Genomic DNA, 24,349 nt, shown 5'->3' with positions numbered 1-24,349 from the left:
CTACTCACGATGCGCATTCTTCATATCCTCGACCACGGCCTGCCCCTGCAGAGCGGCTATACCTTTCGCACGCGGGCGATCCTCAAGGCGCAGGAGGCGCGCGGCTGGACGGTCGCGGCGGTGACTGGGCAGCGTCATGGTCCGGCCGCCGCCGCGGTGGAGTCGGTCGACGGGCTGACCTTCCACCGGACGCCGGCGACGCGCCGGTCGGGGCCGCTGGGCGAAATTGCCGGGATCCGCGCCTTTGCCCGGCGGATCGAGGCGGCGGTCGATGCCTTTCGCCCCGATATCCTGCACGCGCATTCGCCGGTGCTCGATGCGTTGGCGGGGCTGATCGTCGCGCGGCGGCGCAAACTGCCGCTGGTCTACGAGATCCGGGCGTTCTGGGAGGATGCCGCGGTCGGCAACGGCACCGGGACCGAGGGATCGCTCGCCTATCGGACGACGCGCGCGCTCGAGACCTGGGCGGTCGGCCGTGCGGACGGCGTCGCGGTGATCTGCGAAGGGCTGCGCGACGACCTGATCGCGCGGGGGGTCGACGGGGGCAAGATCATGGTGTCGCCCAACGGCGTCGATCTGACGCTGTTCGGGGCGGTGCCGCCGCGCGATGACGCGCTGGCGGCGACGCTGGGGCTCGACGGCAGGGACGTGGTCGGCTTCATCGGCAGCTTCTATGATTATGAGGGGCTGGACGACCTGATCGCGGCGATGCCCGCGCTGGTCGCCGCACGGCCGGACGCGCGGCTGTTGCTGGTCGGGGGCGGGCCGATGGCGGATGCGCTGGCGGCGCAGGCCGCGGCCTCGCCGGTCGCGGGGGCGATCCATTTCGTCGGCCGGGTGCCGCATGCGGAGGTCGAGCGCTATTACGGGCTGATCGACATCCTCGCCTATCCGCGCAAGCGGATGCGGCTGACCGATCTGGTGACGCCGCTCAAGCCGCTCGAGGCGATGGCGCAGGGGCGGATGGTGGCCGCGTCGGACGTGGGCGGACACCGCGAGTTGATTCGCGACGGGGATACGGGCACGCTGTTCCCACCCGACGATCCGCCAGCGATCGCGGCGGCACTGGCGGGGATGTTCGACGATCGCGCGGACTGGCCGTCGCGCCGTCAGCGCGCGCGGGCGTTCGTCGAGCGCGACCGTAACTGGTCGTCAAACATTTTGCGTTACGAACCGCTTTACCATCGGCTGATACAGGCCGAATGACGGACCATGGCATGACCGAATTCCATCGACAGTCCCCGATCCGCCACCTTCCCGTTGCCGCAGCACTGCTCGTCGCGGTCGCCGCGATCATTGGCTTCGTCGCGATGCCGGGGACGATGCTCGAGGAGCTGGTCTGGCGGACCGGCGTCGCCGCGCTGATCCCCGCCGCACAGCCGCCGCTGGGGATGACCGCGCGCGTCGTCCTCGCGCTCGCCACCGCGGTCATCGGCGCGGCGGTGACCTGGTCGGCGCTGTTCTTGCTGGTGGGGCCGGGGGGCTTGCTGGTCCGTCCGCCGCGTCGCCGCGACGACGGGGTGCCGGTCGTCCGCCGGGCCGATGCGCATCCCGACGCGCCGCCACGCCGGCCGATGACTGCCGCCGATCTCGGCACGCCGATGATGGAGGTGACCGCGGCGAACCCGGTCACGCTCGAGCGGTCGATCCCGGCGGACCTCGACCAGCCGCTCGCGGCGTTCGACCCGCATGCGATCCTGCCGGTGCCGATGGCGCCGATCCGGCCGGTCACGCCGCTGGTGCAGGCCGAGGCGGCGCCGGTCGCGCCAGCCACTTCGGTAGAAGACGAGGAGCGGGTCGAAGCATTAGCCGACGCATCCGTCGCGATCGACGAGCCGGTGGAGGCCGCGACGGTCCCGATCATGGTCAGCGAGCCGGTCGCGCCGCGGGTTTCGGTGGCTTGGTCGGCGCCATCATCGGCGCCACCGTCAGCCGGCGCCGTCAACGGCGCGGCGCGCCATGAGCCGCGTCTCGTCGATACGCCGGCGCCGGCTGCATCGCCGTCACCGCCTTCGATCGAGTCGCTGTTGCGGCGGCTGGAGCAGGGCGCGACCCGGCGGCGTCAGGCGACATCGGGCTGACATACCGCGACCGCGTGAAACCGCTGTCGATACGAAGAAACCTCTGATACCGATTGCTCGAAAACGACGGTCGGAGGGGTCATGGCGCAGGTCGCGGATCAATCGAAGTTCGAAGATGTGGCGGCGCCGGCGGGGCCGGACGGGCAGGCGGGGGCGAACCGCTATGGCTGGTATGTGCTGTCGATCCTGTTCCTGGTCTATGTGCTCAACTTCGTCGACCGGCAGATCATCTCGATCCTAGCCGAGGACATAAAGCGCGATCTGGGGCTGAAGGACCAGGATCTCGGGTTTCTCTACGGGACCGCGTTCGGGGTCTTCTATGCGCTGTTCGGGATTCCGCTCGGGCGGCTTGCGGACAATTGGCACCGCGTCCGGCTGATGACGATCGGCCTGACGCTCTGGTCGGTGATGACGGCGGTGTCCGGCCTGTCGCGGACCGGTGGGCATCTCGCGGCGGCGCGGATCGGCGTCGGTATCGGCGAGGCGACCGCCAGCCCGTCGGCCTATTCGCTGATATCCGATTATTTCCCCAAAAGGCTGCGCGCGACCGCGCTGTCGATCTATTCGGCTGGGCTGTACGTTGGTGGCGGCTGCTCGCTGTTCATCGGCGGGGCGATCGTACAGGGCTGGAACCGGGCCTATCCGGGGGGCGGGCCGTTCGGCCTCGTCGGGTGGCAGGCAGCGTTCATGGCGGTCGGTGTGCCGGGTCTGCTGCTCGCGATCTGGATCGCGACGCTGAGGGAACCGATCCGCGGGCATGTCGAGGGGCTTCCCGAACCGGCGCCGCACCCCGCACCGTTTCGGGCCTTTGCCGGCGAACTGCTGACGATCGTGCCGCCGCTGACGCTGATCGGTGCGGCGATGGGCGGGGTCGGGGCGTTCGTCGTCAACCTCGCCGGGCTGGTGATCGTCACGCTGGCGGTGGTCGGGCTGGTGGCAGCGGGCGAGCCCTGGCCGCAATGGGTGGCGATCGGGACCGGCGTCTATGCCGTATTCTCCTGGGCCTGTGCGCTGCGCCGTCGCGATCCGCCGACCTTCGCGCTGATCATCGGTACGCCGGCGTTCCTGTGCACGGTCGTCGCCTATGGCCTGAACGCGTTCCTGAGCTATGCGGCGAGCTTCTGGGCGGCACCCTATGCGCTGCGCGTGCTCGGCGCGACGCCGTCGAGCGCGGGGTTCCTGCTCGGCGGGCTGGGCGCGCTTGCGGGGTTTCTCGGGCTGACGATGGGTGGGGTCGTCTCCGACCGGTTGCGGCGGACCAACCCGGCGGGGCGGCTCTTGGTCGTGATCTTCGGCGCGGTGGTGCCGGTGCCGTTTTTGTGCCTCGCCTTCACCGCATCGGCGCCGCTGCCCTTCTATGCCGGGATCTTTCTCGCGCAGATTACCGCGAGCTGTGCGCTCGGTGCCGCGGCGGCGACGACGCAGGATCTGGTGCTGCCGCGGATGCGGGGAACGGCGACCGCGACCTTCTTCATCGGCACGACGCTGATCGGGCTAGCGCTAGGCCCGTATCTGGCGGGTCGCGTGTCGACGCTGAGCGGGAGCCTGTCGGTCGGGATGCTGTCGCTGCTGGTCAGCGTGCCGATCACGCTGGCCACGGCGGCGGCGGCGTACCGGCTGGTCCCGGCCGCCGAGGCGTCGCGCGAGGCGCGGGCCCGGGCGGCGGGGGAGGTCGCCTAGCCATGGCCCCTCGTTGAGGATGTCATGGCTAGGCTAAGTGGTTCAGTTCGGCTGGAACACGCCGCAGGCGATGCGGCCGCCGCTGTTGCCGGCGGGGTCGGTCATCAGATCGTCGGGACCGGCATGGACCACGAAGGCCGAACCATCGGCATCGAGCAGCCCGGCCATCGTCGCGCCCGGGATCGTGACGCCGACCGTGCCGCGGCCGTCGGTGCCGGTGATCAGGTTGGGCAGATCGCCCTCATGCGGCCCCTGCGGGTTCATCGACCCGTGCTTCATCGACGTCGGGTTCCAGTGGCCGCCCGCGGTCGTGAAGTCGGGCGCGTCGCAGCGGCCGGTCGTGTGGATGTGGACGCCGTGCGTGCCCGGCGGCAGCGCCTTGACATCGACGGTGAAGCGCAGTCCGCCGGCGACGTCGGTCGCGGTCGCGCGGCCGACATCGACCCCGGCGGCGTTCATCAGCATCGCGCGCGCGCTCTGCCCCCCTGCGACCGGCGTGCCGGTCTCGAGCCCCTTCTGATCGCAGGCCGCCAGCCCTAGCGCCGCTGCACCGACCAGCGCAAATGTTGCAATCCGCATGTCCGTCTCTCCCTATTGATCCGACGCGAACCCGCCAAAGTCGCCGGCGGTTCCGGCGTCGGGTGCGAGCGGCCAGCGCAGCAGCGGTTCGTACCAGGCACCGTCGCGGCCGAGGTGGCTCTGGTACAGCGTCAGATGGGTCATCGCAAACGGCGCGCTGGCGAGCCCGGCATGGCGGGCGATCCAGCCGTCGATCTCCGGCGACGTGCCGAGCGACCGCGGCAGCCGCGCGAGCGTGACGTGCGGCAGATAGGCGCGGCGGTCGGGGGGAAGCCCGGCGCGGACCACCGCCTGGTCGACCTTGCGGTGCAATGCGGTGAGCGCGGCGTGCGGGGTGACGCCCGCCCAGAGCGTGTCGGTACGCCCGCGGCTTTCGAACTGACCGACCGCGTGCAACGCCACCGTTGGCGCCGCCGGCGTCAGCGACAGGCGGAGCCGGTCGATCTCGGTCACGATGTCGTCGGCCAGACGCGGATCGACCTCGCCAAGGAAGCGGATCGTGACGTGGAGCTGCTCGTCATCCTGCCAGCGCGCACCGCCGATCCCGTCCATCAGGTCGAACAGCATCTCGCGGATGGGGAGGGGCGGGCGGAGCGCGAGAAACAGGCGTAACATCGGCAGGAATCATAGCGCCGATCACCCCGAATTGGGAACGTCTCCGCTTGAAAATCGTCCTCCCAGCACCGATGTTGCACGCAACCGGCATGTGGCCGGATAGAGGAGTTGTAATTTCAATGGCTAATTGGTCTGATCCCCGGCCTCGTGCCGCGCCGTTCGGAGCGACGGCCACCACCACCGGTTCGGCAGCGTATGACGCGGGTCTCCGTTCGTACATGCTGTCGGTGTATAACTATATGGGCTCGGGCGTGCTGCTGACCGGCATCGTCGCGCTGCTGTTCGCCTGGGGCGGTGCATCGTCGCCTGCCGCACAGGTGTTCATGGGCGGCGGTCCGCTGAAATACGTCATCATGTTCGCGCCGCTCGCGATCGTGTTCGGCATGAGCTTCGGCCAGAACCGGATGAGCACCGCGACGCTGCAGATGCTGTTCTGGGGCTTTGCGATCCTAATGGGTCTGTCGCTGTCGACGATCTTCCTGGTCTATAGCGGCACGTCGATCGCCAGCGCGTTCTTCGCGACGGCTGCCGGCTTCGCCGGTCTGAGCCTGTACGGTAACACCACGAAGCGCGATCTGTCGGCGTTCGGGACGTTCCTGATCATCGGCGTGGTCGGTCTGCTGGTGGCGAGCATCATCAACATCTTCCTCCAGTCGGGTGTCATGCAGCTGGTCATCAGCGGCGTCGGCGTACTGCTGTTCGCAGGTCTGACGGCCTATGACACGCAGCGTACCAAGAGCCTGTACATGCAGGTCGCGGGTACGGACATGGTCGGCAAGGTCGTGATCATGTCAGCACTGAGCCTGTATCTCGACTTCATCAATATGTTCATGTTCGTGCTTCGCCTGTTCGGCAGCAGCCGCAACTAAGCGCTTTGCACCTTCTCTCAGTAACGGTCCGGCGGGAAACTGCCGGGCCGTTTTTGCATCCTGGCCAGGATTTAAGACCACAATGCGTCTCTCGATCGACGTTCATCTGGATTATGGAATTGCCGGCGACGCCGACGTGTTGCTGCAGATCGAGGCGGCGGCGATGCCCGACCAGCGGATCGAGGAACAATCGCTGACGATCTGGTCGGACAGCCCGATCCGCGCGGTCCCGGGCGAGGACGGCATCGGCCAGCGCTGCTGGGCGCGGGGACATGGCCGGCTGACCGCGGCGTACCGCGCGGTGGTGAAGGTCGAACGCCCGGTCGTCGCGCTCGGCGCTTACGGCACGACGCCGCCCCGGCTGCTGCCCGGCGACGTCACCGCCTATCTGATGCCCAGCCGCTATTGCCAGTCGGACCGGTTCGAGGGGTTCGTCGCGCGCGAGTTTCCCGGGCTCGACGGCGGCGCGCTGGCGGCCGCGCTGAGTGCGTGGGTCGGCAACGCGCTCGATTACCGGATGGGATCGAGTTCGGGGGAAACGACCGCACTCGATACCTTCGCGTCGCGGTCGGGCGTGTGCCGCGACTATGCGCATCTGCTGGTCGCGCTCGCCCGCGCGGGGGGAATTCCGGCGCGCTGCGTGTCTGCCTATGCACCGGGGGTGGATCCGCCCGACTTCCACGCGGTGGCCGAGCTCTGGCTCGACGGCGCGTGGCGGCTGGTCGATCCGACGGGGATGGCATCGTGCGGCGATATCGCGCGGGTCTGCATCGGGCGCGACGCGACTGACATCGCGTTCATGACGGTGTTCGGGCAGGCGACGCTGTGGACGCAGACCGTCCGGGTCCGCGCGCTCGACGACGAAACTGCGTGACCGGGCTGTGGCGCGAGTCGCTCGTCGCAGGAGCAGGAACACCGGGCGTGCTGAACCGTTTGCGTCCGTAACGATTTTCACAGGAGTCTCGACATGACCGATATCGACAAACGCGCGCTCGACAGCTTGTCGGTGGCACCGGATGGGCAGGATGGCGATGCTGCCAACGGCCGGACTGACGGCCGCGACCCGCGCCAGGAGGCCGGTCAGGACAAGTCGATCGGCAAGCGGCTGCAGAAGAACCCGTCGAGCAACGATGCGCGTCTCGACAATGCGCTCGACGAGTCGATGGATGCGAGCGATCCGCCCGCATCGACCCAGCCGGTGCACAATCAGGGGCCGGCGCCGTCGTCGGGCTATGATGCGGAAGCAGAACGAAAGCTGGCCGAAAAGAACGGCTGATCTATCCTGGGGTCTGCTCGCGCCCGGCCGATGCCGGGCGCGGGCGGCGCTCCAACGTTCCAAGTTCGAATGTTGCGTAAATACCGCCACCGGCGAAAAGTTTGATGCCTGGCCTCGACTGGTCGCATTGCGTGTTGCAGCGCAACAGATTTCATGGTCGCTTATACACCGTGACGTGACGATGCGTTAGGGACCCTCCTCTGCCCCAAATGCATGGGAACGCCTGTTACTTGCAGCAAGGCGGGGTGACGATATGGCTTCACGGATGAAACCGGCAAAGGGCATCACGACGCTCGCCGAGATGAAGGAATTCGCCGGCTTTTCCAGCGCGACGCAGCGTTATATCCGGCGTTCGCTCGATGTCGGCCTCGACCGGGAGGATGCGATGACGCGCTGGTCGCGCGACGTTGTCGAGGAAGCCAGCATTCGCGCACAGGCGCAGCTCTATCGTGGTCTCGACGATGTTCGCGAGCTTCTGCCCGAGGATGCGGGACTTGGCGGGGCGGACCGGTTTCTGGGAAAACTGGTGACGCTGGCCGCGTTCGATCTGGGGCAGGGGCGGCTGACGAGCTTTTCCGCCTTCCGGTTCCTGTACGAGCGGCTTGCCGGCGCGGATGTCCGACCCTGGCTGCCGTCGGCCTTCTGCGCGGCGGCGGCACTGCCGCATCTCCATCCCGAACTGCGCCGCAAGCTGCTCCAGTCGATCAGCGAAGCCGCGGCGACCGCGTCTGGCTGGTCAAGCCGCGAGCCGGTCTTCTTTCCCTATTGGGTGGAGAAGGTCGACAGCGGGACGTCGCTTGCGACCTGACGGCTCAGCGGCAGGCGCGCCAGCCCATCGCGCCGCGATCCGCCTGATCGAGATGGAAGTGGTCGGCATGCGCGGCGTTGTAATCGGGCGAGAGCGTCGTCGCGAACAACTGGCAGGCGCCGTCTCGCACCTCTCGGAGGAAGGCGGCCTTGGCGGTATCGCCTTGCCAGTCGCGGGCCACGGTGATCCGCGTGCCATTGCCCAGCCGAAAGCCGGCAATGTCGACCGCGTCGGCGGTCGAATGCTCGCTCCACGTGCCGGCGTCGCGGCCGTAGATGCGGCGACAGCTATAGCTGCCGAAATGGTCGATGCTCGTGACCTTCGTGCCGAAATGCCGCTCGGCCGCGGGCTGGACGACGTTCCATTCCCATATGGCGAGCGCCGCGGCGACCGGACAGGCGACGCCCAGACCCGCGGGCGCGAAGTCGATCCGCCGTGCGCCGCCGGATGTGAACCGGACGCCGTCGCTATAGCCGCACTGGCCTTCACCGCTGCGAGGCGGCAGCGCGGTGTAGCGGACACCGGCACGCTCGAGCGCAGCCTTACAGGCGGGATAGGACTGTGTCAGCGCGTTGAGCTTGCGCCCGGTCATCAGCCCGATCGGCTGGCCGAGGTCGAGCGGGGTCCAGGGCAGATCCTGCGGCCGACCGCGCAGCGTCGACCAGAGTATCAGGCCGAGGCCCGCGATCACCGCCAGCGCGACGGCCCAGCCCAGCGTCCGTCGCACCGCACGCATCAGCCGTGCGCCACACGCGTGATGGGCTCGCTGGTCACCGGATAGCCGAGATCGTCGGGGATGCAGAAATGGTCGATCCCGTCGCGCGGCTCGATCCACGGCGTCACGGTGCGGATCGGTCTGCGTCGTGTGTCGTCGACCGCGTCGTCGAAGCCCGCGAACAGCGCGAGGCGTTCGAGGTTGCGGCGGGTGGGGAAGATCACCTGTGCGCGGCCGGCATCGGCATGCGCGAGGATCTCTGCAGCGGTTGCCCAGAGCAGGCGGACATTCTCCGTTTCGTCGACGCGGGCGGGCGCGGCGTCGACGGGCAAGCGCGCGAGATAGAAGCGCGTGTCGAAGATGCGGGTCAGATGATGCGCCGGACGCCACCGCGCAAAATAGGTGAGCATGTGCGGATCACAGCGGAGCCCTAGCGCGTCGAGCATCGGCCCCAGTTCCCGTCCGGCATGCAACGCCGCGCGAAGTGTCGCGAGCGTATCGGCGGACGGTGCGGGATGAAGACCGATGGCGAGCCCGACCTCCTCGATCGTCTCGCGGATTGCGGCGATGCGGGCGGCGACCTCTTCGATCGCGGTCTGATCAGCGGGCTGCTGGACGTGCTGCTCTGCGAGCGTGCGGTCGGCCGGGTCGACCCGGCCACCGGGGAAGACGAGTGCACCGCTGGCAAACGCCATCGATCCCGCGCGCTCGACCATCAGCAGTTCGGGGGCGAGCGACGGGCGATCGCGAAAGATCACCAACGTGGCAGCCGGAATGGCGGGGGAGATCGGTTCGGTCATCGATCTGTGTAACGCGCGAAACCCGGATCGGGCCAGACGGCATTATAGCGTGATTCAGAGCGCGACCGGCAGAGCGCTCAGAATGCCTTTAACGGTCGGGGAGGGCGATCAGCCCTCCCCGTGGCGCATCAATCGTCGCTGCCGAGCGTACGCTTGGCGGCATCGAGCGCGGCCTTGCCGGTCTTGCGCGAAGTCTTGCCTGCGTCTTCCGCAGCGGCTTCGACCTTCGAGCCCGCCTTGCGGCCGAGGCCGATCGACTTCGCCATCGCACGGCGTGCTTCCGAATAGGTCGCAGCGACCATCGGATAGTCGGCCTTCAGATTGAAACGTTCGCGATACTGCTCCGGCGTCATGCCATGCGTCGTCAAATGGCGACGCAGCGTCTTGTACTTCTTGCCGTCGATCATCGAGACGATATGGTCAGGCGATGCAAGCGACTTGCGCGCCGTCACGGCGGGCTCATAGGTCGTCGCCTCGGCGGTATCGCCCGTCATCTCTGCGCCGGTCGTGAGCTTGGTCACGGCGGTGTGCATCGACAGGAGAAACGCAGGAACGTCTTCGGCAGCGGTGCGGGTGTTGGGGTTCGCCAGCCAGGCTGCCGTCAGTTCTGCCGCCAGTTCGACGGTATTGATGGTTTCGGTCACACGGGATCCTTGATTGTTGAAAAATTTTCCCCCTCCATTCGCGCGACTACGCGCTATTGGCAGAAAATGACACCCGCAAATATTATTAAAGCGCTCAATTGACCGGGAATTCTGTTCGCGACGTCGAATCCGGGCGCTGATCTTGCGATTTGCTGAGTTTATACGCGCGCCAGACCAACCCTATAGATCCTCACAAATACGCGCATTCGCGGTTGTAGCATGCGTGCGCTCGCAGCGGGTCCGACATCCGGCGCGGTCAACAGATCCGGCAGATCAGGGTGCGGATCGAGACGCCCGATTGGGACGTCGCGATTGGCAGACGCATCTTATCGCGCAGGGGCAGCCGGTCGGCGCGGCGTGATCTTGGTACCGAGCAGGACCAGCCCGTTCGCGCCGACACCGAAGCCGTGCGGAACGCCGGCGGGGATGAGCAGGACGTCGCCGGGGCGGGGCGCGCGGGTCGTGCCGCCCTCGATCCGCGCACCGTCGGTGAGGCCGGGATTGACGACATGCGGATCGACCAAGCGTCCACCCGAAAGCAACGTCCCCGATCCCGCGACGACGGTCGCATATTCATTCTCGTCGGGATGCACCGCAGGACGGCCTTCGGCTTTCCAATATTCGAGCGCGACGACGCTGCCGCCGCCGCTGACGAGCGTCTGCATCGCAAAGCCCTGACCCGGTTTCATCGTCGCTTCGAGCGCCGCGACCGCGCGGGGGATATCGGTCGCTGCGGCGAAATCGCGCGCCGCTTCCTGCGCCGGCGCGACCGCGACCGTCGCCAGCGCGAGCAGCACGCGCATCACGCCTTGGTGCCCGATGCCAGCCGGATCGTCCGCCCTTCGCGCGCCGAGCGATAGATCGCCTCGACGATACGCAGGTCGCGCAGGCCCTCCGCGCCCGAGACGATCGGTTCGCGGCCGGTGCGGATGCAGGTGACGAGATGATCGAGCTGGCCGGCGAACTGGGTTCGGCCGGATGCTGCTGGCGTGACATCGCGCTCGCGCCCGTCCGCACCCGTCCACATCCGGTTGTCGGCATAGCGGGTCGCGGGTTCAAGCTCGATCCGCCCGCGTTCGCCCATAAAAAGGATGTGGTTCTGGTTCGCGCTGTACATCGACTGGCAGCTGGCGATCGCGCCGGACGGGAATTCGAGCGTCCAGTCGATCATGTCCTCGACCTCGCGAAACCGCGGATCGGTGCGATCGGTGGACTCGCGCGCGGTCACCGCGACGGGCTCCTCGCCGGTCATGTAGCGCGCCGCCTGGAGGCTGTAGATGCCCATGTCCATCAGCGAGCCGCCGCCCGCCAGCGCCTTGTTCAGCCGCCACTTCGACGGATCGCGCTGGACGAAGCCGTGTTCGGACCGGACGTAACGCGTCCTGCCCATCGTCCCCGCGCGCGCGAGCCGCATCGCCTCGACATTGCAGGGCTCGAAATGGCAGCGATAGCCGATCATCAGCTTGCGATCCGCCGCCTTGCAGGCCGCGATCATCGCCTCGCATTCGGCGACCGAGACCGCCATCGGCTTTTCGCACAGAACATGCTTGCCGGCGCGCGCGGCGCGGATCGTGTACTCGGCATGCATCGCGTTGGGCAGGCAGATATAGACGATATCGATATCGGGATTGTCGCGGATCCGGTCGAAGGTCGCATAGCTGTAGACCGACCGGTCGGGCAGGCCGTGCGCGGCCGCGACGCGGCGCGCCTTGGCGGGGTCACCGCTGACCACCGCGGCGAGCCGGCTGTGCGCGCATTTGGCGAATTCGGGGATGATGACGTCGAGCCCGTAATAGCCAAGCCCGACGATCGCATAGCCGAGCTTGCGCGTCGGGGTGGCCGCCTGCGTGATTGCGGGCACTGCGGCCAGCGCGGTTGCGCCGATGACAAATTCGCGTCGTCCTATCGTCACGATCAGATTCCCCATCCTGCAAGCGCTGTCGGTCACCCTGTTCGGCCACCAGTTGCCGCGTGGCCATTACGACCTTGGTCGATCTTATCGCCGATCCGTGCCGTTAGCGCCATCCGCGCTGGCGCGGTCATCGATCCAGGCCCAGACGTCGCGTACCAGCGTGTCGGGCGTGGCCTGCGCATCGAGCGTGATCGCGGCTTCGTCGGGCCCCGGGCGCTCGAGCGTCGCGCGCTGGCTGTCGAGCAGGCTGGCCGGCATGTAATGCCCCGCGCGCGCGCATAGCCGTCGCGCGAGTTCCGCCGGATCCGTGTCGAGCAGGACGAACAGCAGCGGGACGCCCGCGGCAGCGACAAGCCGCTCACGATAGACCCGCTTGAGCGCGGAGCAGGCGGCGACCGCAAAACCGTCGGCTGCGACCGCATCGCCGATCGCGTGACCGACCCGGTCGAGCCAGGGCCAGCGGTCGGCGTCGTCGAGCGGATGGCCGGCACGCATCTTGGCGACCGCCTCCGCGCTGTGGAAGCCATCGCCCTCGAGGAAGCGGTGGCCGGTCTGATCGGCGAGACGCTGGCCGAGCGTCGACTTGCCGCTGCCGCTGACGCCCATGACGATGATCGCGCAACCGCGCGGGACCGCGTGGGGCATGCCGTTGCCGGAGCGGGCCTGGGGGGAGGGGGTGGTTTGCACAGTTCCTGACTCGCGGGTTGAGCGCGTCCGGCGGCGCCTGGTTCCAGGCCTCTATCCGGTCGATCGCGACGATTGGCCATTACGACCATCGTCGCGCCCTTGTCGACCGGCGCCGGGACGGGCATCGAGACCGTCCATTCACAGAGGTCGATGCATGTCCGCTCGCAATCATCATGACGTCCTGATCGTCGGGGCCGGCCATGCCGGTGCGCAGGTCGCGATCGCGCTGCGGCAACGCGGCTATGCGGGGACGATCGGGCTGATCGGTGACGAGACGTCGCCCCCCTATGAGCGGCCGCCACTGTCGAAGGACTATCTGGCCGGCGAAAAGGCGTTCGATCGCATCCTGTTGCGCCCGGCCAGCTTCTGGGGGGAGCGCGGAATCACGCTGATCCCCGGCCGTCGCGTGACCCGGGTCGACGCGGCCGCGCACTGCGTCAGCCATGTCGACGCGCAGGCGACCGAGAGCGCCGACAAGACGAGCCTGCACTATGGCACGTTGGTCTGGGCCGCGGGGGGATCGCCGCGGCGGCTGGGGTGCGACGGGCATGATCTTGCCGGGGTCCACGCGGTGCGCACCCGCGACGACGTCGACCGGATGATCGCCGAACTGCCGGGCGTCACGCGGGTCGTGGTCGTCGGCGGCGGCTATATCGGGCTGGAGGCGGCGGCGGTGCTGACCAGGCTCGGCAAGCAGGTGACGGTGCTCGAGGCGCAGGACCGGGTGCTCGCGCGGGTGGCGGGGGCGGCGCTGTCGCGATTCTACGAGGCCGAACACCGCGCGCACGGCGTCGATCTGCGGACCGGTGTGACGGTGGCGGCAATCGAGGGCGTCGACGGGGCCGCGTCGGGCGTGCGGCTCGCCGACGATACGGTGCTGCCGTGCGAGATGGTCATCGTCGGGATCGGCATCGTGCCCGCGGTCGCGCCGCTTATCGCCGCAGGCGCCGGTTCGGCGGGCGGTAACGGGGTGATGGTCGACGCGCAGTGTCGCACGAACCTGGCCGATGTCTTTGCGGTCGGGGATTGCGCGGCGCACGCCAGTCGCTTTGCCGGCGGGGACGTGATCCGTGTGGAGTCGGTGCAGAATGCGAACGACCAGGCGGCGATCGTCGCCAAGGCGCTTACCGGTGTCGAGGAGGCTTATAGCCCGGTGCCGTGGTTCTGGTCGAACCAGTATGACCTGAAGCTGCAGAGCGTCGGGCTGTCGACGGGGCATGATCTCGCGCTGCTGCGCGGCGACCCGGCGACGCGCAGCTTCTCGGTGGTGTATCTGAAGGCGGGCCGCGTGGTCGCGCTCGACTGCGTCAACAAGACGCGGGATTATGTGCAGGGGCGCGCGCTGGTCGTCGCGTCGGCGCGGGTCGAGCCGGCGCTGCTGGCCGACATTACGGTCGATCTGAAGACGCTGGTGCCCGTGGATTGAGGTCCGGCCCGGCGGCGTGCAGCGTGAAGCGCGTCATTTCGGACGGGCGGCCGAGCCGGACCGCGAAGCCCGGCCACAGCCCGGTGCCGTTGCCGACATAGAGCGTCATCCCAGCGACGTCGTAGCGGCCGGACACGAACCCGCCATTGGCGCGCGCGAACAGACGGTCGAAGCCGGGCGCGACGCCGCCATGCGTATGCCCGGACAGCTGGAGCGCGACGCCGTGCGCTGCGGCGTTGCGCGCATTGCGCGGCTGGTGATCGAGCAGCACTACCGGCGCACCCGCGGGCGCGCCGCGCAACGCGCCGTCGAGATCGGGACCGGGCTGGCCGACCGAGGGGGCGGAGAGATCGGTGAGCCCTGCGAGCACCAGCTGCGCGTCGCCGCGGGACAGCACGGCATGGCTGTTGGGGAGCATCCGGAAGCCGAGCCCGTCGAGATGCCGCATCCAGGCGGCGTAATCGAAGAAATATTCGTGATTGCCCGGGATCGCATAGACGCCGTCGGGCGCGCGGAGCGCGCGCAGCGGGGCGACGTCGGCGCGGCGCATCGCAACCGATCCGTCGATGAAGTCGCCGGTGACGACGATCAGGTCCGTGCCCGCCGCATTGGCGCGGGTGACCACTGCCTCGGCCCAGCGCGCGGGGAACAGCCGGCTGATGTGCAGATCGGTGAGCTGGAGGATGCGATACCCCTCGAACCGCGGCGGGAGTCCGGTGATCGTGACCGCGACGTCCTTGACCGGCGGCACGCGCAGCGCGTTCGAGACGCCGATCGCGGAGATCAGCGCCGCGAGCCCCGCGATCGCATAACGCAGCCCGTCGGGCGCGGCGGTGGTGCTGCGACGCAGGATCGCGGTCGCGAGCGTGCCGATGTCGAGCAGCAGCTGGAGCATCGCGAGCAGCACGATCGCCGCGAACGCCCAGTTGAACAGGATGACGACGCTGCGCGGAAATTCGGGTGCGAAGACCGATCCCGAGGACAGCCGGTTCCAGAAATGGAACTGCGAGGCGACCAGCAGGAGCAGCGCCACGCCGGCCTTGAGCCAGAGCGACATCGACAGCGGCCAGAGCCAGCGGGCAAGGACGACCAGGCAGGGCGTCGCGAAAATGAGATTGAAAATGACGGTCTCCGTTCGTCCCCGCGCCGCCTGTGGGGGAGTTGGCCGTGCGTCGCAAGGCCCGCCGGACCCGTTGGCGCGGGCAGACCGGTCAGCCGCTCGCGGGTGGGCGCGCGGTCGAACGGCGCACCGTCAGTTCCGCCGCGACGGTGATCGGTGCGTCCGGCGGAGGATCGCCCGCCAGACCTGCGATGATGAGGCTGACCGCGCGCGCCGACGCCTCGGCGATCGGCTGGACGATCGCGGTCAACGGCGGATGGGCGAGGCGGATGATCGGCGTGTCGTCGAAGCTGATCAGCGACAGATCCTCGGGCACGCGCCGCCCGGTTTCGCGCGCGAGTTCGAGCGTCGCGAGCGTCATCTGGTCATTGCTGCCGATGATCGCGGTCGGCGGCTCGGGCAGCGCGAACAACGTACGGGCGGCGGCCCGGCCCGAAGCATGGCTGAAATCCCCCGATGCGAGCAGGTCGGTACAGGCCAGCCCCGCATCCGCCATCGCCGCGCGCCAGCCATCGACGCGCCAGCCGCTGAGTTCATACTCGGCAGGCCCGGCGATGAAGCCGATCCGCCGGTGGCCGAGCGCGACGAGATGCTCGGTCGCGATCCGCGCCGCGCGCGCATCGTCCATCATAAGGCGCACGCCGGGCCCTTCGCTGATCGAGCCGATCCGCACGAACCGGATGTCTTGCGCCTCGAGCAGGTCGATGATCAGCGGATTGCCCGAATGCGGCGGGGTGAGGATCACCCCGTCGGGCTGCAGCGCGGCGATCGCGCCCAGCAGCTCACGTTCGATATGGTCGCTATGCGTATCGACCAGCTCGACGATCAGGCGATAGCCATGTTCGGCGCAGGTGAGCATCCCGCCGAGCAGCATCTGGTCGACCCAGTCGGTCCCCTGCCGCGCGCGCCAGTCGGCGATCGTGCGTTCGCGGTCGTTGAGCGCGAGGATCAGATAGGAGCGCGAACCGCCCATCCGCTGCGCGGCGATCGAGGGAACATAGCCGAGCCGGTCGATCGACGCCTGCACGCGCTCGGCCATTTGCGGGCGGACGCCGGTCTCCTTGTTGACGACGCGACTGACCGTCTGCAGCGAGACGCCGGCGTCCGCTGCAACATGCTTGATCGTCACGGCCTGACGGCGCCTAGCCAAGATGCGGGGATCCCGCCGAGGCAGACGGCGCTGTGCTGCAATAATGCGCGACATAGGCGGCATGGTCGGGCAGCGCGTCGACGGTCGCGTTGGTCGTGTCGCGCAGTCCGCCGAGCAGCCGGACGAGTTCGTCGTCGCGCATCTTGGTCGCGATCGGGTGATAGCTCTCCGGCACGATGCCCTGGCCGAGCATCACCTGGACCCAGCTGTTTTCGGCGAACAGCTCGTCATTCTTGCGGAAGACGCGGCCGGTTTCGCGAAACAGCGCGATCTTGTGCGCGAGCGAGTCGGGCACCGGCATCGACGCGCATTGCCGCCAGAAGGCGCTGTCGCGGCGGTCGGTCGCCTTGTAGTGGAGGATCAGGAAATCGCGGATCTGCAGCATGTCGGTATGCTGCTGCTCGTTGAATTCGGCGACGTCGCGCGGGCTGATTCCGGCCGACGGAAACATCCGCAGCAGACGGAGGATGGCGCGCTGGATCAGATGGATGCTCGTCGATTCGAGCGGCTCCATGAACCCACCGGACAGGCCGATCGCGACACAGTTGCGATGCCATTGCTGGCGTCGCGCGCCGGTGACGAAGCGGATCTTGTTCGGCTCGGTCAATGTCGGCCCCTCGACGGTGCCGAGCAGGCGCTCGAGTGCGGCGTCGTGATCGAGATAGCGGCTGCAATAGACGATGCCGTTGCCGGTGCGGTGCTGGAGCGGGATGCGCCACTGCCATCCGGCATCGTGTGCGATCGCGCGGGTATAGGGCAGGGCGGGCCGGACGCTTTCGGTCTGGACCGCGATCGCGGAATCGCACGGCAGGAAATGCGTCCAGTCGTCAAACCCGGCATGCAGCGCCTGTTCGATCAGCAGTGCGCGAAAGCCGGTGCAGTCGAGGAACAGGTCGCCCTCGATCCGAGCGCCGGAGTCGAGCGTCAGCGCGGCGATGTCGCCGCTTTCGCCGTTCAGCTCGACATGCGCGATCCGGCCTTCGACCCGGGTCGTGCCGTCGGCCTCCGCCATCTTGCGCAGGAACCGGGCGTAGAGACCGGAGTCGAGCTGATAGGCATAGTTCATCCGGCCATCGGGGAGATGCGCGAACTTGCCTTGGAGTGCGGCGCGCAGTTCGAGGCAGTAATCGTCGAACGGCTGATGATGGCCGCGGGTCAGCCCGTGCAGCCAGAAATGCTGGAAGCCCGCGGACCAGTGATCCTTGCCGGTCGTGCCGAACGAATGGAAATAGGTGTCGCCGCGATCCTTCCAGTTGTCGAACAGGATGCCGAGCTTGAACGTCGCCTGCGTCTCTCGCATGAACTCGGCTTCGTTGATCCCGAGCAGGCGGTTGAACGTCACGATCGGCGGGATCGTCGATTCCCCGACCCCGACGGTGCCGATCGCCTCGGATTCGACCAGCGTCACCGCGACCGTGCGGCCCATCGTCCGCGCGATCGCGGCGGCGGCCATCCAGCCGGCGGTGCCGCCGCCGGCGATGACGACGCGGTGGATCGGGGGCGTGGTCATCGGCTGAGTGCTCGCAGGAGGAAGGCGCGCAGTTTGCCTGCGCTGTCGGGGGTGAGCGGGGCGAGGACGCCGCGTTCGGGCTCGGGGATATGCGCCGCGACCGCGGGGTCGTCCGAGAAGACATAATGATCGAACATGGCGCGCCAGTGCCGTTTCTCGTCCTCGGGCAGGTCGCGGATCGCGAGCAATGCGTGGTTGAGCGCATCCTGCGGCTGGCCGAGCCAGCGCGGCGTGTCGCGCCACCAGTAATTGACGAGCACGTTGAAGTCCGAAAGCCCCTCGACATGGTGCCACCACAGCGCCGGAATGTAGAGCGCGTCGCCGGCATCGAGCTCGGCGACCTGCGCCTGCGCCAAGGCATCGCGAAAGCCGGGATAGGCGGCGAAGTCGGGGTCGTGGAAGTCGACCATGCTTACCGCGCGGCCCGCGGGGGTATTGTCGACCGGCCCGAGATAGAGATTGCGGAACTGGTCGCGCGGAAACAGCGTGAAGCGGCGACGACCGACCGCGACGCAGGCAAGATTGTCGGGCGCGTCGTTATGCGCAGCGATCCGGGTCGGCGTCCCCATCCAGATGCTCGCGAGCGGCGTGCGGTCGCCGAGATCGACGTGATTGGCTTCGTGCAGTCCGGTGAAGAAATTCTGCATATCGATCGAGGCGAGATAGATGGACGGTGCGCCGTCGACCCCCTCATTCTCGGTCATCCGCGCGAAGATCTCGGGCAGCGGCGCGCGCATCATCTGGAAGTTCATGCCCTGCATGTCGCCGTAGAACAGCCGGCCACCGCTCTGCGACGCGCCGACCGAGACGGCAAAGGGCGTGGGCCGGGCATGGCGTTCGATATAGTCGCGCGCCGCACGTCCCGACTGGCGACCGGCCTCGACCATCGGCCAGTCGGCGACGAGGCCGCGGACGATGAACGGCGTCGTCGCTTCGCGCAGCAGCGTGTCGAGCGCCGCCGGCCCGCTGATGTCGACTTCGCGGATCCGCGGCAGGGCGGCGAAGATCCCCGCGGTGCCGGCGTCAGCCATGCGCGAGCCGTCGGTTCTTGCGCGCGACGAGATCCCCGATCTGGCCGAGCGAGGCGAGCGCCATGAAGATCGGCAGCAAATGGCCTTCGGCGTGGAGCTCGGCGACGGATGCGGGGTCGAGCGCTTCCAGGCGATCCTCGTCGATGACGTGATAGCCGACCAGGCGGTTCTTCGAGCCATCCTCGAGCGTGACGTCGAGCGTCAGCGGTTCGAGCAGGTCGTGACGCTGGAGCGCGGCGAAGAACGCGGTCGCGGCGACATAATCCTCGTCAAGCGCGCGCAATTGATCGGCGATGCGTTCGAGAAACGGCGTCGGGCGACCGGTATCGTCGAACACGCGCATGCCTTCGCCGGCGCCGATCCGCGGGCTCGCCATGTCGATATGCACCTGGCGCAGCGACGAGCCCTCCGGCCCACGACCGACGAGGAAGGGCTGGCTGTCGATCGCGAGCGGGCGATAGCGGGCATCCCAGCGCCCGTCCTCGAGAAACAGATTCTCGCCCGCCTCGAAGCCGAACATCGCCAGCGCGGTGAAGCCGTCGCGGGTCTGGTTGCGCTGGAAGAGGATCGGATAATGGGTCTGGACGCGACGGAATTCGCTGGGGACGGTGATGCACGCCATCACGGCGTCGCCCAGCGCATCCGACCGGTCGGTGCGGATCCGCAGGTCGCGGTGCTCTTCGGGCGTCAGGATCGCGTGGTCGGGCATCAGGCTCTCGTTTCCATGGTAGCGCTTGTCATCGCATGCCGCAGGGCATCGAGATAGGCGCGATTGGTCGGCAGGGCGGCGGCGAGCATGCGACCGTGCCGGTCGACCTGCTGCACCAGCATGTCGGCGGCCCCGCGCGCGCCCGTCCGGACTGGCGTGCGGCGCGGCGCGGAAAAGCCCATGCCGTAGAGCACGTATTGATAGCTCGCCGCGGGAAAGATCTCGTCGACCATCGGGAAATCGGCGTGCGACGGGGGCTGGTCCGCCCATAGCTGGAGCAGGTCGGCGAGACGCGGCGGGATCGAGCCGGGATCGCGGTGGTCGCGCCAATAGGGCTCGTCGCGCTGGCTGAGGACATAATGCAGCTTGAGGAACTCGACGATCCGGTCCCAGCGATAGCGGAACAGCGTGTTGAAGCGCGCGGCGTGGAGATCCATCGTGCGGCGGGTGGCCGGGAAATTGTCGAGCAGCGCGTCGACCGACAGCTCGACGAGCACGATTGCGGATGCCTCGAGCGGTTCGAGGAACCCCGCGGACAGACCGATGGCGAGGCAGTTGCGATGCCAGAAACGGTCGCGGTGGCGCGACTGGAACCGCAGCGGGCGAAAGTCGGGCAGCGGTGCGTCGGGGGCGGTCGCGCGCAGATAGCGGGTGAGCGTGTCGGCCGCCGCGTCGTCGTCGAGATGCGCGGACGAATAGACGCAGCCGATGCCGCGTCGCGCGGGCAGGCCGATATCCCAGATCCAGCCCGCGGCGTGCGCGGTGGCATTGGTCTGCGACGCGATCACGCTGTCGGCGGCGACCGGCAGCTGAACCGCGAGCGCGCGGTCATTGAAGAGTTCGCGTCCGCGGTCGATTGTGCCGACGCCGTAATGCTCGCCGATCAGCAATGCGGCGTGACCCGTGGAGTCGAGGAACAGGTCGCCCTCGATCCGGCCCGATGCGCGCGTGCGGACCGCGGTGATGTCGCGATCGGCCGCGCCATCGACGCCGACGACATGGTCGCGCAGGTGGCGCACCCCGAGCCGTTCGGTCGCGTGGCGGCCGAGCAGGGCGGCGAACTTGCCGGCATCGAGATGATAGGCATAGTTCAGCGTGCCCGCAAAATCGGGCATCGCGCGCTGACGTGGGGCAAGGTCCTGGCTGCAGACGGCATGTTGCGCGCAGAGTGCTTCGGCAAAGGCCAGACCGCTGTCGGACCAGGCCGAGGCGAGATCGCGGGGGGCTGCTTCGGCGGGGGTCGTGAAGGGGTGGAGATAGCGGTCGTCGGGCGCGCCGGTGCGCCAGCCGTCGAACCGCGATCCCTGTTTGAACGCGGCATCGCAGGCGAGGAGGAATTCGGTTTCCGAGATGCCGATCCGTTCGAGCGTACGGCGCATCGTCGGCCATGTGCCTTCGCCCACGCCGATCGTCGCGACGTCGGGCGATTCGATCAGGGTAACCTGAAGCGGATGCTCCGCATCGCGGTCCGCACGGGCGGCGATGAGGCACGCGGCGAGCCATCCGGCGGTGCCACCGCCGACGATCACGATCGAGGTGATCGCGCGATCCATGTCCAGCCCGTCAGTTTGCATGTCCGACACTGTCATTCTGTGCCGCCACGGCGCCGAAAAGACCACCCCCCGCGGGGGAGTGGTCGTTCCGTAGGCCGGCGGCGCCGCGGATCAGAAGTTGAACCGCAGGCCGGCTGCGTAGCGGGCATAGCCCGGTTGCGCGAAGGTGGCGAAATTGTCCGAGCGACGGTGACCGCGACGGCCCTGGCCGGTGAGGTTGATGACCTCGCCGAACACCGCCAACCCAGTGGTGACCTGATAGCTCGCACTGGCGTCGACCTGCCCATAGGATTCGACATAGAGCGGGTCGAAGGCGCCGCCGGCATAGAATTCACCGCGCCAGTTATAGGCGACACGCGCCTGGATGCCGTTCTTGTCGTAATAGGCGACCGCGTTGGCGCTGTCGCTGAGCCCGGTCAGCGCAAACTGGCCGATGTTCGGATCGAGCGTGTTGTCATACTTCGCATCGCCGTTGACGATCGTGTAGTTCAGGATGACGCCGAGCCCGGTGTTCCAGAGACGATGCTGCAGCGCGAATTCCCACCCGTCGATATTGGCGGTCTGGTCGCTGTTGAACGGCTGGCTCAGCTGGAAGTTGAACAGGTCGTCTTCGGGCAGACCGAAGATGTTGCCGTTCAGCAGACCGGAATCGCTGGTGCCCGTGACCTGCGACGAGGCGGGGAAGTTGCGCAGAATGTAGTCGCGAACCTGGAGATTGTCCGTCGTTCCAAGTGCTGCGACCGCCTGACGATAGCGGGGCCCCGAGCCCGGGTTGCGCAGGTTGAACGCGGACGTGTTGACCTGGGTCGTGCCGATGAAGTTCTTCACGTCCTTGTTGAAATAGCCGACCGAGATGTAGCTTTCGGCGCCGTAATACCATTCCGCCGACAGATCGATGTTCTTCGACTTGAAGGGGACGAGGTTCGGATTGCCCTGGCTGCCGGTGCCGCCGCCGATGCGCGGGTTCGAGTCGATGTTTAGGCCACCCTGCAGGCTGCCGTAATCGGCGCGCGTGATCGTGTGGCTGTACGACGCGCGCAGCTTGATGTTGCGGAGCGGTTCGATGTCGAAATCGACCGCGGGCAACCAGTTGTGATAGCGGCCCTTCAGCGAGGTGAACGAATTGGCGCCGTAGGTGAGCGCGAATTCGTTGGCGCCCGTCCAGCGGGTGCCGTTCGGGATCGGCACCAGCGCCGACGAGTTCACCTGCGTCTCGTCATAGCGGACGCCGCCGATGAGGTGCGCCGGCATCGAGAACATGTCGAACTTGCCGTTGAACTGAATATAGGGCGAGATCGTGCGTTCGCGGATGCGGCGATCGTTGGTGTAATTGGCAAGGCAGGTGCCTTCCGCCGCGACACCCGTCTGCGGTGCGCTGCAGATCGCATATTGCGAGCGCAGCAGTTCGGCCATCTGCTCGAAATTGAACGTGTAGATCGACGGCGGCAGCGCGGGATCGTTCGATCCGGCAACGCCCTTGAACTTGTCGGGCAGGCTGGTGAGGTTGAAGAAATCGTCGGGCACGGCCGCCGCGCCGAACGACGCACCGCGCGGGTCGACACCGCCCCAGGTCTCGTTCTGGATGAAGCCGTAAGCCGAGCGCACCTTGTTATCGACATAGGAAAAGCCCCAGTCGATGCTGCTCAGGAAATCGCCGTCGTGGTCGTAATGACCCTTCAGCTGGAGCTGGTTGATCTCGTTCTTGAAATAGGCGTTGCGGAACGCGTTGCCGGTCGGCGTGATCAGCGACGCGTTCAGCGGGTCGATGCCGGGATACATCTGGTACGAGATGACCGGCAGGTCCTTCTCGAAATTGATCGTCTGCGACTGGACGCCGAAGATCGCGCCACCGATCGACGTGCTGCTGCCGTAATCGTTGGTCGGCTTCGACACCGCGGTCGAATGATGCGCGTCGAGCGACATCGTGACGTTGCCGGGCGCTTCCCAGGTCAGGTTGCCGCCGAGCGACTTGTTCTCGGACTTGTTCGCGGTCAGCGAGCTGCTGTACGACAGATCCTTGCCGGGCGCGAAATTCTCCGAATAGAAGACGGGTCCGGCCGCGGGACCATCGGTCCAGGCGCTGCGCGTGTCGCCGAAGTTGAACCAGATGCCGACGCTGCTGTTGCGGACTTCGACCTTGTTGCTCGAATAGGTGAAGTCGAGCGTGGCGGTCAGCGTGTCGGTCGGCTTGGCCTGCAGCACGAGCTGGCCGTTGATGCGCTCGCGATCGATGTCGACGACATCGTAATTGGCGCTTTGCGGGATTTCGTAGACGTCGGTCGGGCCGGGACGGTTGGTGATGTTGGCACCGCCGGGCGTGCCGGGCTGGGCGAGCGTGCCCCAGTTGTTCTCCGCGCCGAGAAAGCCGTCGCGGAAGCCGACGCCCGCCGAATTGTTGCTCGCCTTGCGCCGCTGATACGCGCCGCTGAGCAGGACGCCGATCCGGTCGTCGGCAAAGGTGGTGGACAGGATGCCCGACACTTCGGGGGTGATCGGATCCTTGCCGTTGCGCGAGCTGTCGAGCACGCCCTTGACCGCGACGCTGCCGCGCGTGCCGGGCTTGTCGATCGGACGCGGGGTGCGGATGTTGATCGACGAGCCGATACCACCCGACGGAACCGCGGCGCGACCGGTCTTGTAGACCTCGACCGCGGCGACGCCTTCGGAGGCGAGGTTGGCGAAGTCGAACGAGCGCGAGGCGGGCGCGCTGGCGCCGTCGCCGAGCGTCGAGGTCGGCATCTGGCGCCCGTTGAGCGTGACGAGGTTGTACTCAGGACCAAAGCCGCGGACCGTGACGGTCGAGCCTTCGCCGTTCGAGCGATCGATCGAGACGCCGGTGATGCGCTGGAGCGATTCCGCGAGGTTGGTATCGGGGAACTTGCCGATATCCTCGGACGAGATTGCGTCGACCACGCCCTGGCCGTTGCGCTTGATGTCGATCGCCTCGCGCAGCGACGCGCGGATGCCGGTCACGACGATGTCGTCGGTGACCGCGTTCGGATCGGCGGGCGTGGCTGGTGCGGCCTGCGGATCGATGTCGGACGGGCCGGGATTGCCGACCGTGGCTGCGGCATCCTGCGCCAGAGCGACGCCGGGAATGGCGGCGAGCGCCAGTGCCGATGTGCCGATGACAAGACGCGAAAGCGAGCGAGCCGTGAAGCCACGCATGGTAATCCTCCCTGTA

The 24,349-nt window shown here is 67.7% G+C and carries 23 protein-coding genes; 8 read left to right on the top strand and 15 right to left on the bottom strand.

What is annotated here, in order from left to right; genetic code table 11:
- Positions 1 to 9 precede the first annotated feature (9 nt).
- From sphst_RS16975 to sphst_RS16965, 3 genes are all read left to right on the top strand, one after another.
- Entirely contained in the window at positions 10 to 1,206 is a 1,197-nt protein-coding gene (locus sphst_RS16975; protein WP_056407874.1) for a TIGR04063 family PEP-CTERM/XrtA system glycosyltransferase, read from the top strand.
- 11 nt (positions 1,207 to 1,217) lie between these two features.
- Complete coding sequence (locus tag sphst_RS16970) at positions 1,218 to 2,081, top strand: hypothetical protein (RefSeq protein WP_159043693.1); 864 nt, start codon at positions 1,218 to 1,220, stop codon at positions 2,079 to 2,081.
- Positions 2,082 to 2,162: 81 nt separating this feature from the next.
- Complete coding sequence (locus sphst_RS16965) at positions 2,163 to 3,761, top strand: spinster family MFS transporter (RefSeq protein WP_056407876.1); 1,599 nt, start codon at positions 2,163 to 2,165, stop codon at positions 3,759 to 3,761.
- Positions 3,762 to 3,803: 42 nt separating this feature from the next.
- Here sphst_RS16965 and sphst_RS16960 read toward each other — a convergent pair whose 3' ends face one another.
- Both sphst_RS16960 and thpR read right to left on the bottom strand, forming a co-directional pair.
- The gene (locus sphst_RS16960) at positions 3,804 to 4,340 is read right to left on the bottom strand and encodes a superoxide dismutase family protein (protein ID WP_056407880.1); all 537 of its coding nucleotides are present in this window, start codon (positions 4,338 to 4,340) and stop codon (positions 3,804 to 3,806) included.
- Positions 4,341 to 4,352: 12 nt separating this feature from the next.
- Complete coding sequence (gene thpR / locus sphst_RS16955; RefSeq protein ID WP_051916345.1) at positions 4,353 to 4,955, bottom strand: RNA 2',3'-cyclic phosphodiesterase; 603 nt, start codon at positions 4,953 to 4,955, stop codon at positions 4,353 to 4,355.
- A 119-nt stretch (positions 4,956 to 5,074) separates the two neighbouring features.
- On the opposite strand from thpR, the gene sphst_RS16950 reads away from it, so the two are divergent.
- The 4 genes from sphst_RS16950 to sphst_RS16935 all read left to right on the top strand — a co-directional run bounded on the left by sphst_RS16950 (position 5,075) and on the right by sphst_RS16935 (position 7,908).
- Positions 5,075 to 5,824 (top strand): Bax inhibitor-1/YccA family protein, encoded by a 750-nt coding sequence (locus sphst_RS16950; RefSeq protein ID WP_031393945.1) that lies wholly within the window; start codon positions 5,075 to 5,077, stop codon positions 5,822 to 5,824.
- A gap of 82 nt (positions 5,825 to 5,906) precedes the next feature.
- Positions 5,907 to 6,698, top strand: a complete 792-nt coding sequence (locus sphst_RS16945) for a transglutaminase-like domain-containing protein (RefSeq protein WP_031393946.1) — start codon at positions 5,907 to 5,909, stop codon at positions 6,696 to 6,698.
- 93 nt (positions 6,699 to 6,791) lie between these two features.
- Positions 6,792 to 7,100: a hypothetical protein gene (locus tag sphst_RS16940; RefSeq protein ID WP_031393947.1), complete on the top strand. Its 309-nt coding sequence runs from the start codon at positions 6,792 to 6,794 to the stop codon at positions 7,098 to 7,100.
- Positions 7,101 to 7,365: 265 nt separating this feature from the next.
- A complete protein-coding gene (locus sphst_RS16935) occupies positions 7,366 to 7,908 on the top strand; it encodes a hypothetical protein (protein WP_031393948.1) in 543 nt (180 codons plus the stop codon).
- Positions 7,909 to 7,912: 4 nt separating this feature from the next.
- On the opposite strand, the gene sphst_RS16930 is transcribed toward sphst_RS16935, so the two are convergent.
- From sphst_RS16930 to sphst_RS16905, 6 genes are all read right to left on the bottom strand, one after another.
- Positions 7,913 to 8,644 (bottom strand): extensin-like domain-containing protein, encoded by a 732-nt coding sequence (locus sphst_RS16930; RefSeq protein ID WP_031393949.1) that lies wholly within the window; start codon positions 8,642 to 8,644, stop codon positions 7,913 to 7,915.
- Entirely contained in the window at positions 8,644 to 9,423 is a 780-nt protein-coding gene (locus sphst_RS16925; RefSeq protein WP_031393950.1) for an NUDIX hydrolase, read from the bottom strand. Before sphst_RS16925 ends, sphst_RS16930 begins: the two co-directional genes overlap by 1 nt.
- Positions 9,424 to 9,551: 128 nt before the next feature.
- Entirely contained in the window at positions 9,552 to 10,067 is a 516-nt protein-coding gene (locus tag sphst_RS16920) for a MucR family transcriptional regulator (RefSeq protein WP_031393951.1), read from the bottom strand.
- 326 nt (positions 10,068 to 10,393) lie between these two features.
- Positions 10,394 to 10,870: a cupin gene (locus sphst_RS16915; protein WP_031393952.1), complete on the bottom strand. Its 477-nt coding sequence runs from the start codon at positions 10,868 to 10,870 to the stop codon at positions 10,394 to 10,396.
- Positions 10,870 to 11,979, bottom strand: a complete 1,110-nt coding sequence (locus sphst_RS16910) for a Gfo/Idh/MocA family protein (protein ID WP_234387724.1) — start codon at positions 11,977 to 11,979, stop codon at positions 10,870 to 10,872. Before sphst_RS16910 ends, sphst_RS16915 begins: the two co-directional genes overlap by 1 nt.
- A gap of 84 nt (positions 11,980 to 12,063) precedes the next feature.
- Positions 12,064 to 12,624 (bottom strand): gluconokinase, encoded by a 561-nt coding sequence (locus sphst_RS16905; RefSeq protein WP_234387723.1) that lies wholly within the window; start codon positions 12,622 to 12,624, stop codon positions 12,064 to 12,066.
- Between the two features lie 196 nt (positions 12,625 to 12,820).
- Here sphst_RS16905 and sphst_RS16900 point away from each other — a divergent pair, with 196 nt between their 5' ends.
- Complete coding sequence (locus sphst_RS16900; protein ID WP_107045862.1) at positions 12,821 to 14,092, top strand: NAD(P)/FAD-dependent oxidoreductase; 1,272 nt, start codon at positions 12,821 to 12,823, stop codon at positions 14,090 to 14,092.
- Here the strand turns inward: sphst_RS16900 and sphst_RS16895 are convergent.
- The 7 genes from sphst_RS16895 to sphst_RS16865 all read right to left on the bottom strand — a co-directional run bounded on the left by sphst_RS16895 (position 14,055) and on the right by sphst_RS16865 (position 24,333).
- Positions 14,055 to 15,149 carry a metallophosphoesterase gene (locus sphst_RS16895; protein WP_082446979.1) on the bottom strand — a complete coding sequence of 365 codons (1,095 nt, stop codon included), beginning with the start codon at positions 15,147 to 15,149 and terminating at the stop codon, positions 14,055 to 14,057. The two genes, sphst_RS16900 and sphst_RS16895, sit on opposite strands and share 38 nt — an antisense overlap.
- 154 nt (positions 15,150 to 15,303) lie before the next feature.
- Positions 15,304 to 16,362, bottom strand: coding sequence for a LacI family DNA-binding transcriptional regulator (locus tag sphst_RS16890; RefSeq protein WP_234387722.1), 1,059 nt, complete (start codon positions 16,360 to 16,362; stop codon positions 15,304 to 15,306).
- A complete protein-coding gene (locus sphst_RS16885) occupies positions 16,355 to 17,872 on the bottom strand; it encodes a tryptophan halogenase family protein (protein WP_031395383.1) in 1,518 nt (505 codons plus the stop codon). The genes sphst_RS16890 and sphst_RS16885 overlap by 8 nt, the downstream gene beginning before the upstream one ends.
- A complete protein-coding gene (locus tag sphst_RS16880) occupies positions 17,869 to 18,903 on the bottom strand; it encodes a cupin-like domain-containing protein (RefSeq protein ID WP_031395382.1) in 1,035 nt (344 codons plus the stop codon). The genes sphst_RS16885 and sphst_RS16880 overlap by 4 nt, the downstream gene beginning before the upstream one ends.
- A complete protein-coding gene (locus sphst_RS16875) occupies positions 18,896 to 19,612 on the bottom strand; it encodes a SapC family protein (protein ID WP_031395381.1) in 717 nt (238 codons plus the stop codon). Before sphst_RS16875 ends, sphst_RS16880 begins: the two co-directional genes overlap by 8 nt.
- Positions 19,612 to 21,165: a tryptophan halogenase family protein gene (locus tag sphst_RS16870; RefSeq protein WP_107045861.1), complete on the bottom strand. Its 1,554-nt coding sequence runs from the start codon at positions 21,163 to 21,165 to the stop codon at positions 19,612 to 19,614. The genes sphst_RS16875 and sphst_RS16870 overlap by 1 nt, the downstream gene beginning before the upstream one ends.
- A gap of 111 nt (positions 21,166 to 21,276) precedes the next feature.
- Entirely contained in the window at positions 21,277 to 24,333 is a 3,057-nt protein-coding gene (locus sphst_RS16865) for a TonB-dependent receptor (protein ID WP_107045860.1), read from the bottom strand.
- Positions 24,334 to 24,349 lie beyond the last annotated feature (16 nt).

Source organism: Sphingomonas sp. STIS6.2, assembly GCF_000732685.2.
Taxonomy (GTDB): Bacteria; Pseudomonadota; Alphaproteobacteria; order Sphingomonadales; family Sphingomonadaceae; genus Sphingomonas; species Sphingomonas aerolata.
This window is presented reverse-complemented; position numbering and strand designations above follow the sequence as displayed.

What these genes read in the sequence shown, in the direction of transcription:
- sphst_RS16895 (WP_082446979.1), bottom strand. Translation starts at nt 15,149, where the DNA reads ATGTCGCTCTGGCTCAAGGCCGGCGTGGCGCTGCTCCTGCTGGTCGCC.
- sphst_RS16950 (WP_031393945.1), top strand. Translation starts at nt 5,075, where the DNA reads ATGGCTAATTGGTCTGATCCCCGGCCTCGTGCCGCGCCGTTCGGAGCG.
- sphst_RS16935 (WP_031393948.1), top strand. Translation starts at nt 7,366, where the DNA reads ATGAAACCGGCAAAGGGCATCACGACGCTCGCCGAGATGAAGGAATTC.
- sphst_RS16885 (WP_031395383.1), bottom strand. Translation starts at nt 17,872, where the DNA reads ATGACCACGCCCCCGATCCACCGCGTCGTCATCGCCGGCGGCGGCACC.
- sphst_RS16915 (WP_031393952.1), bottom strand. Translation starts at nt 10,870, where the DNA reads ATGCGCGTGCTGCTCGCGCTGGCGACGGTCGCGGTCGCGCCGGCGCAG.
- sphst_RS16865 (WP_107045860.1), bottom strand. Translation starts at nt 24,333, where the DNA reads ATGCGTGGCTTCACGGCTCGCTCGCTTTCGCGTCTTGTCATCGGCACA.
- sphst_RS16930 (WP_031393949.1), bottom strand. Translation starts at nt 8,644, where the DNA reads ATGCGTGCGGTGCGACGGACGCTGGGCTGGGCCGTCGCGCTGGCGGTG.
- thpR (WP_051916345.1), bottom strand. Translation starts at nt 4,955, where the DNA reads ATGTTACGCCTGTTTCTCGCGCTCCGCCCGCCCCTCCCCATCCGCGAG.
- sphst_RS16870 (WP_107045861.1), bottom strand. Translation starts at nt 21,165, where the DNA reads ATGGATCGCGCGATCACCTCGATCGTGATCGTCGGCGGTGGCACCGCC.
- sphst_RS16900 (WP_107045862.1), top strand. Translation starts at nt 12,821, where the DNA reads ATGTCCGCTCGCAATCATCATGACGTCCTGATCGTCGGGGCCGGCCAT.
- sphst_RS16970 (WP_159043693.1), top strand. Translation starts at nt 1,218, where the DNA reads ATGACCGAATTCCATCGACAGTCCCCGATCCGCCACCTTCCCGTTGCC.
- sphst_RS16925 (WP_031393950.1), bottom strand. Translation starts at nt 9,423, where the DNA reads ATGACCGAACCGATCTCCCCCGCCATTCCGGCTGCCACGTTGGTGATC.
- sphst_RS16975 (WP_056407874.1), top strand. Translation starts at nt 10, where the DNA reads ATGCGCATTCTTCATATCCTCGACCACGGCCTGCCCCTGCAGAGCGGC.
- sphst_RS16960 (WP_056407880.1), bottom strand. Translation starts at nt 4,340, where the DNA reads ATGCGGATTGCAACATTTGCGCTGGTCGGTGCAGCGGCGCTAGGGCTG.
- sphst_RS16965 (WP_056407876.1), top strand. Translation starts at nt 2,163, where the DNA reads ATGGCGCAGGTCGCGGATCAATCGAAGTTCGAAGATGTGGCGGCGCCG.
- sphst_RS16875 (WP_031395381.1), bottom strand. Translation starts at nt 19,612, where the DNA reads ATGCCCGACCACGCGATCCTGACGCCCGAAGAGCACCGCGACCTGCGG.
- sphst_RS16880 (WP_031395382.1), bottom strand. Translation starts at nt 18,903, where the DNA reads ATGGCTGACGCCGGCACCGCGGGGATCTTCGCCGCCCTGCCGCGGATC.
- sphst_RS16945 (WP_031393946.1), top strand. Translation starts at nt 5,907, where the DNA reads ATGCGTCTCTCGATCGACGTTCATCTGGATTATGGAATTGCCGGCGAC.
- sphst_RS16940 (WP_031393947.1), top strand. Translation starts at nt 6,792, where the DNA reads ATGACCGATATCGACAAACGCGCGCTCGACAGCTTGTCGGTGGCACCG.
- sphst_RS16905 (WP_234387723.1), bottom strand. Translation starts at nt 12,624, where the DNA reads ATGCCCCACGCGGTCCCGCGCGGTTGCGCGATCATCGTCATGGGCGTC.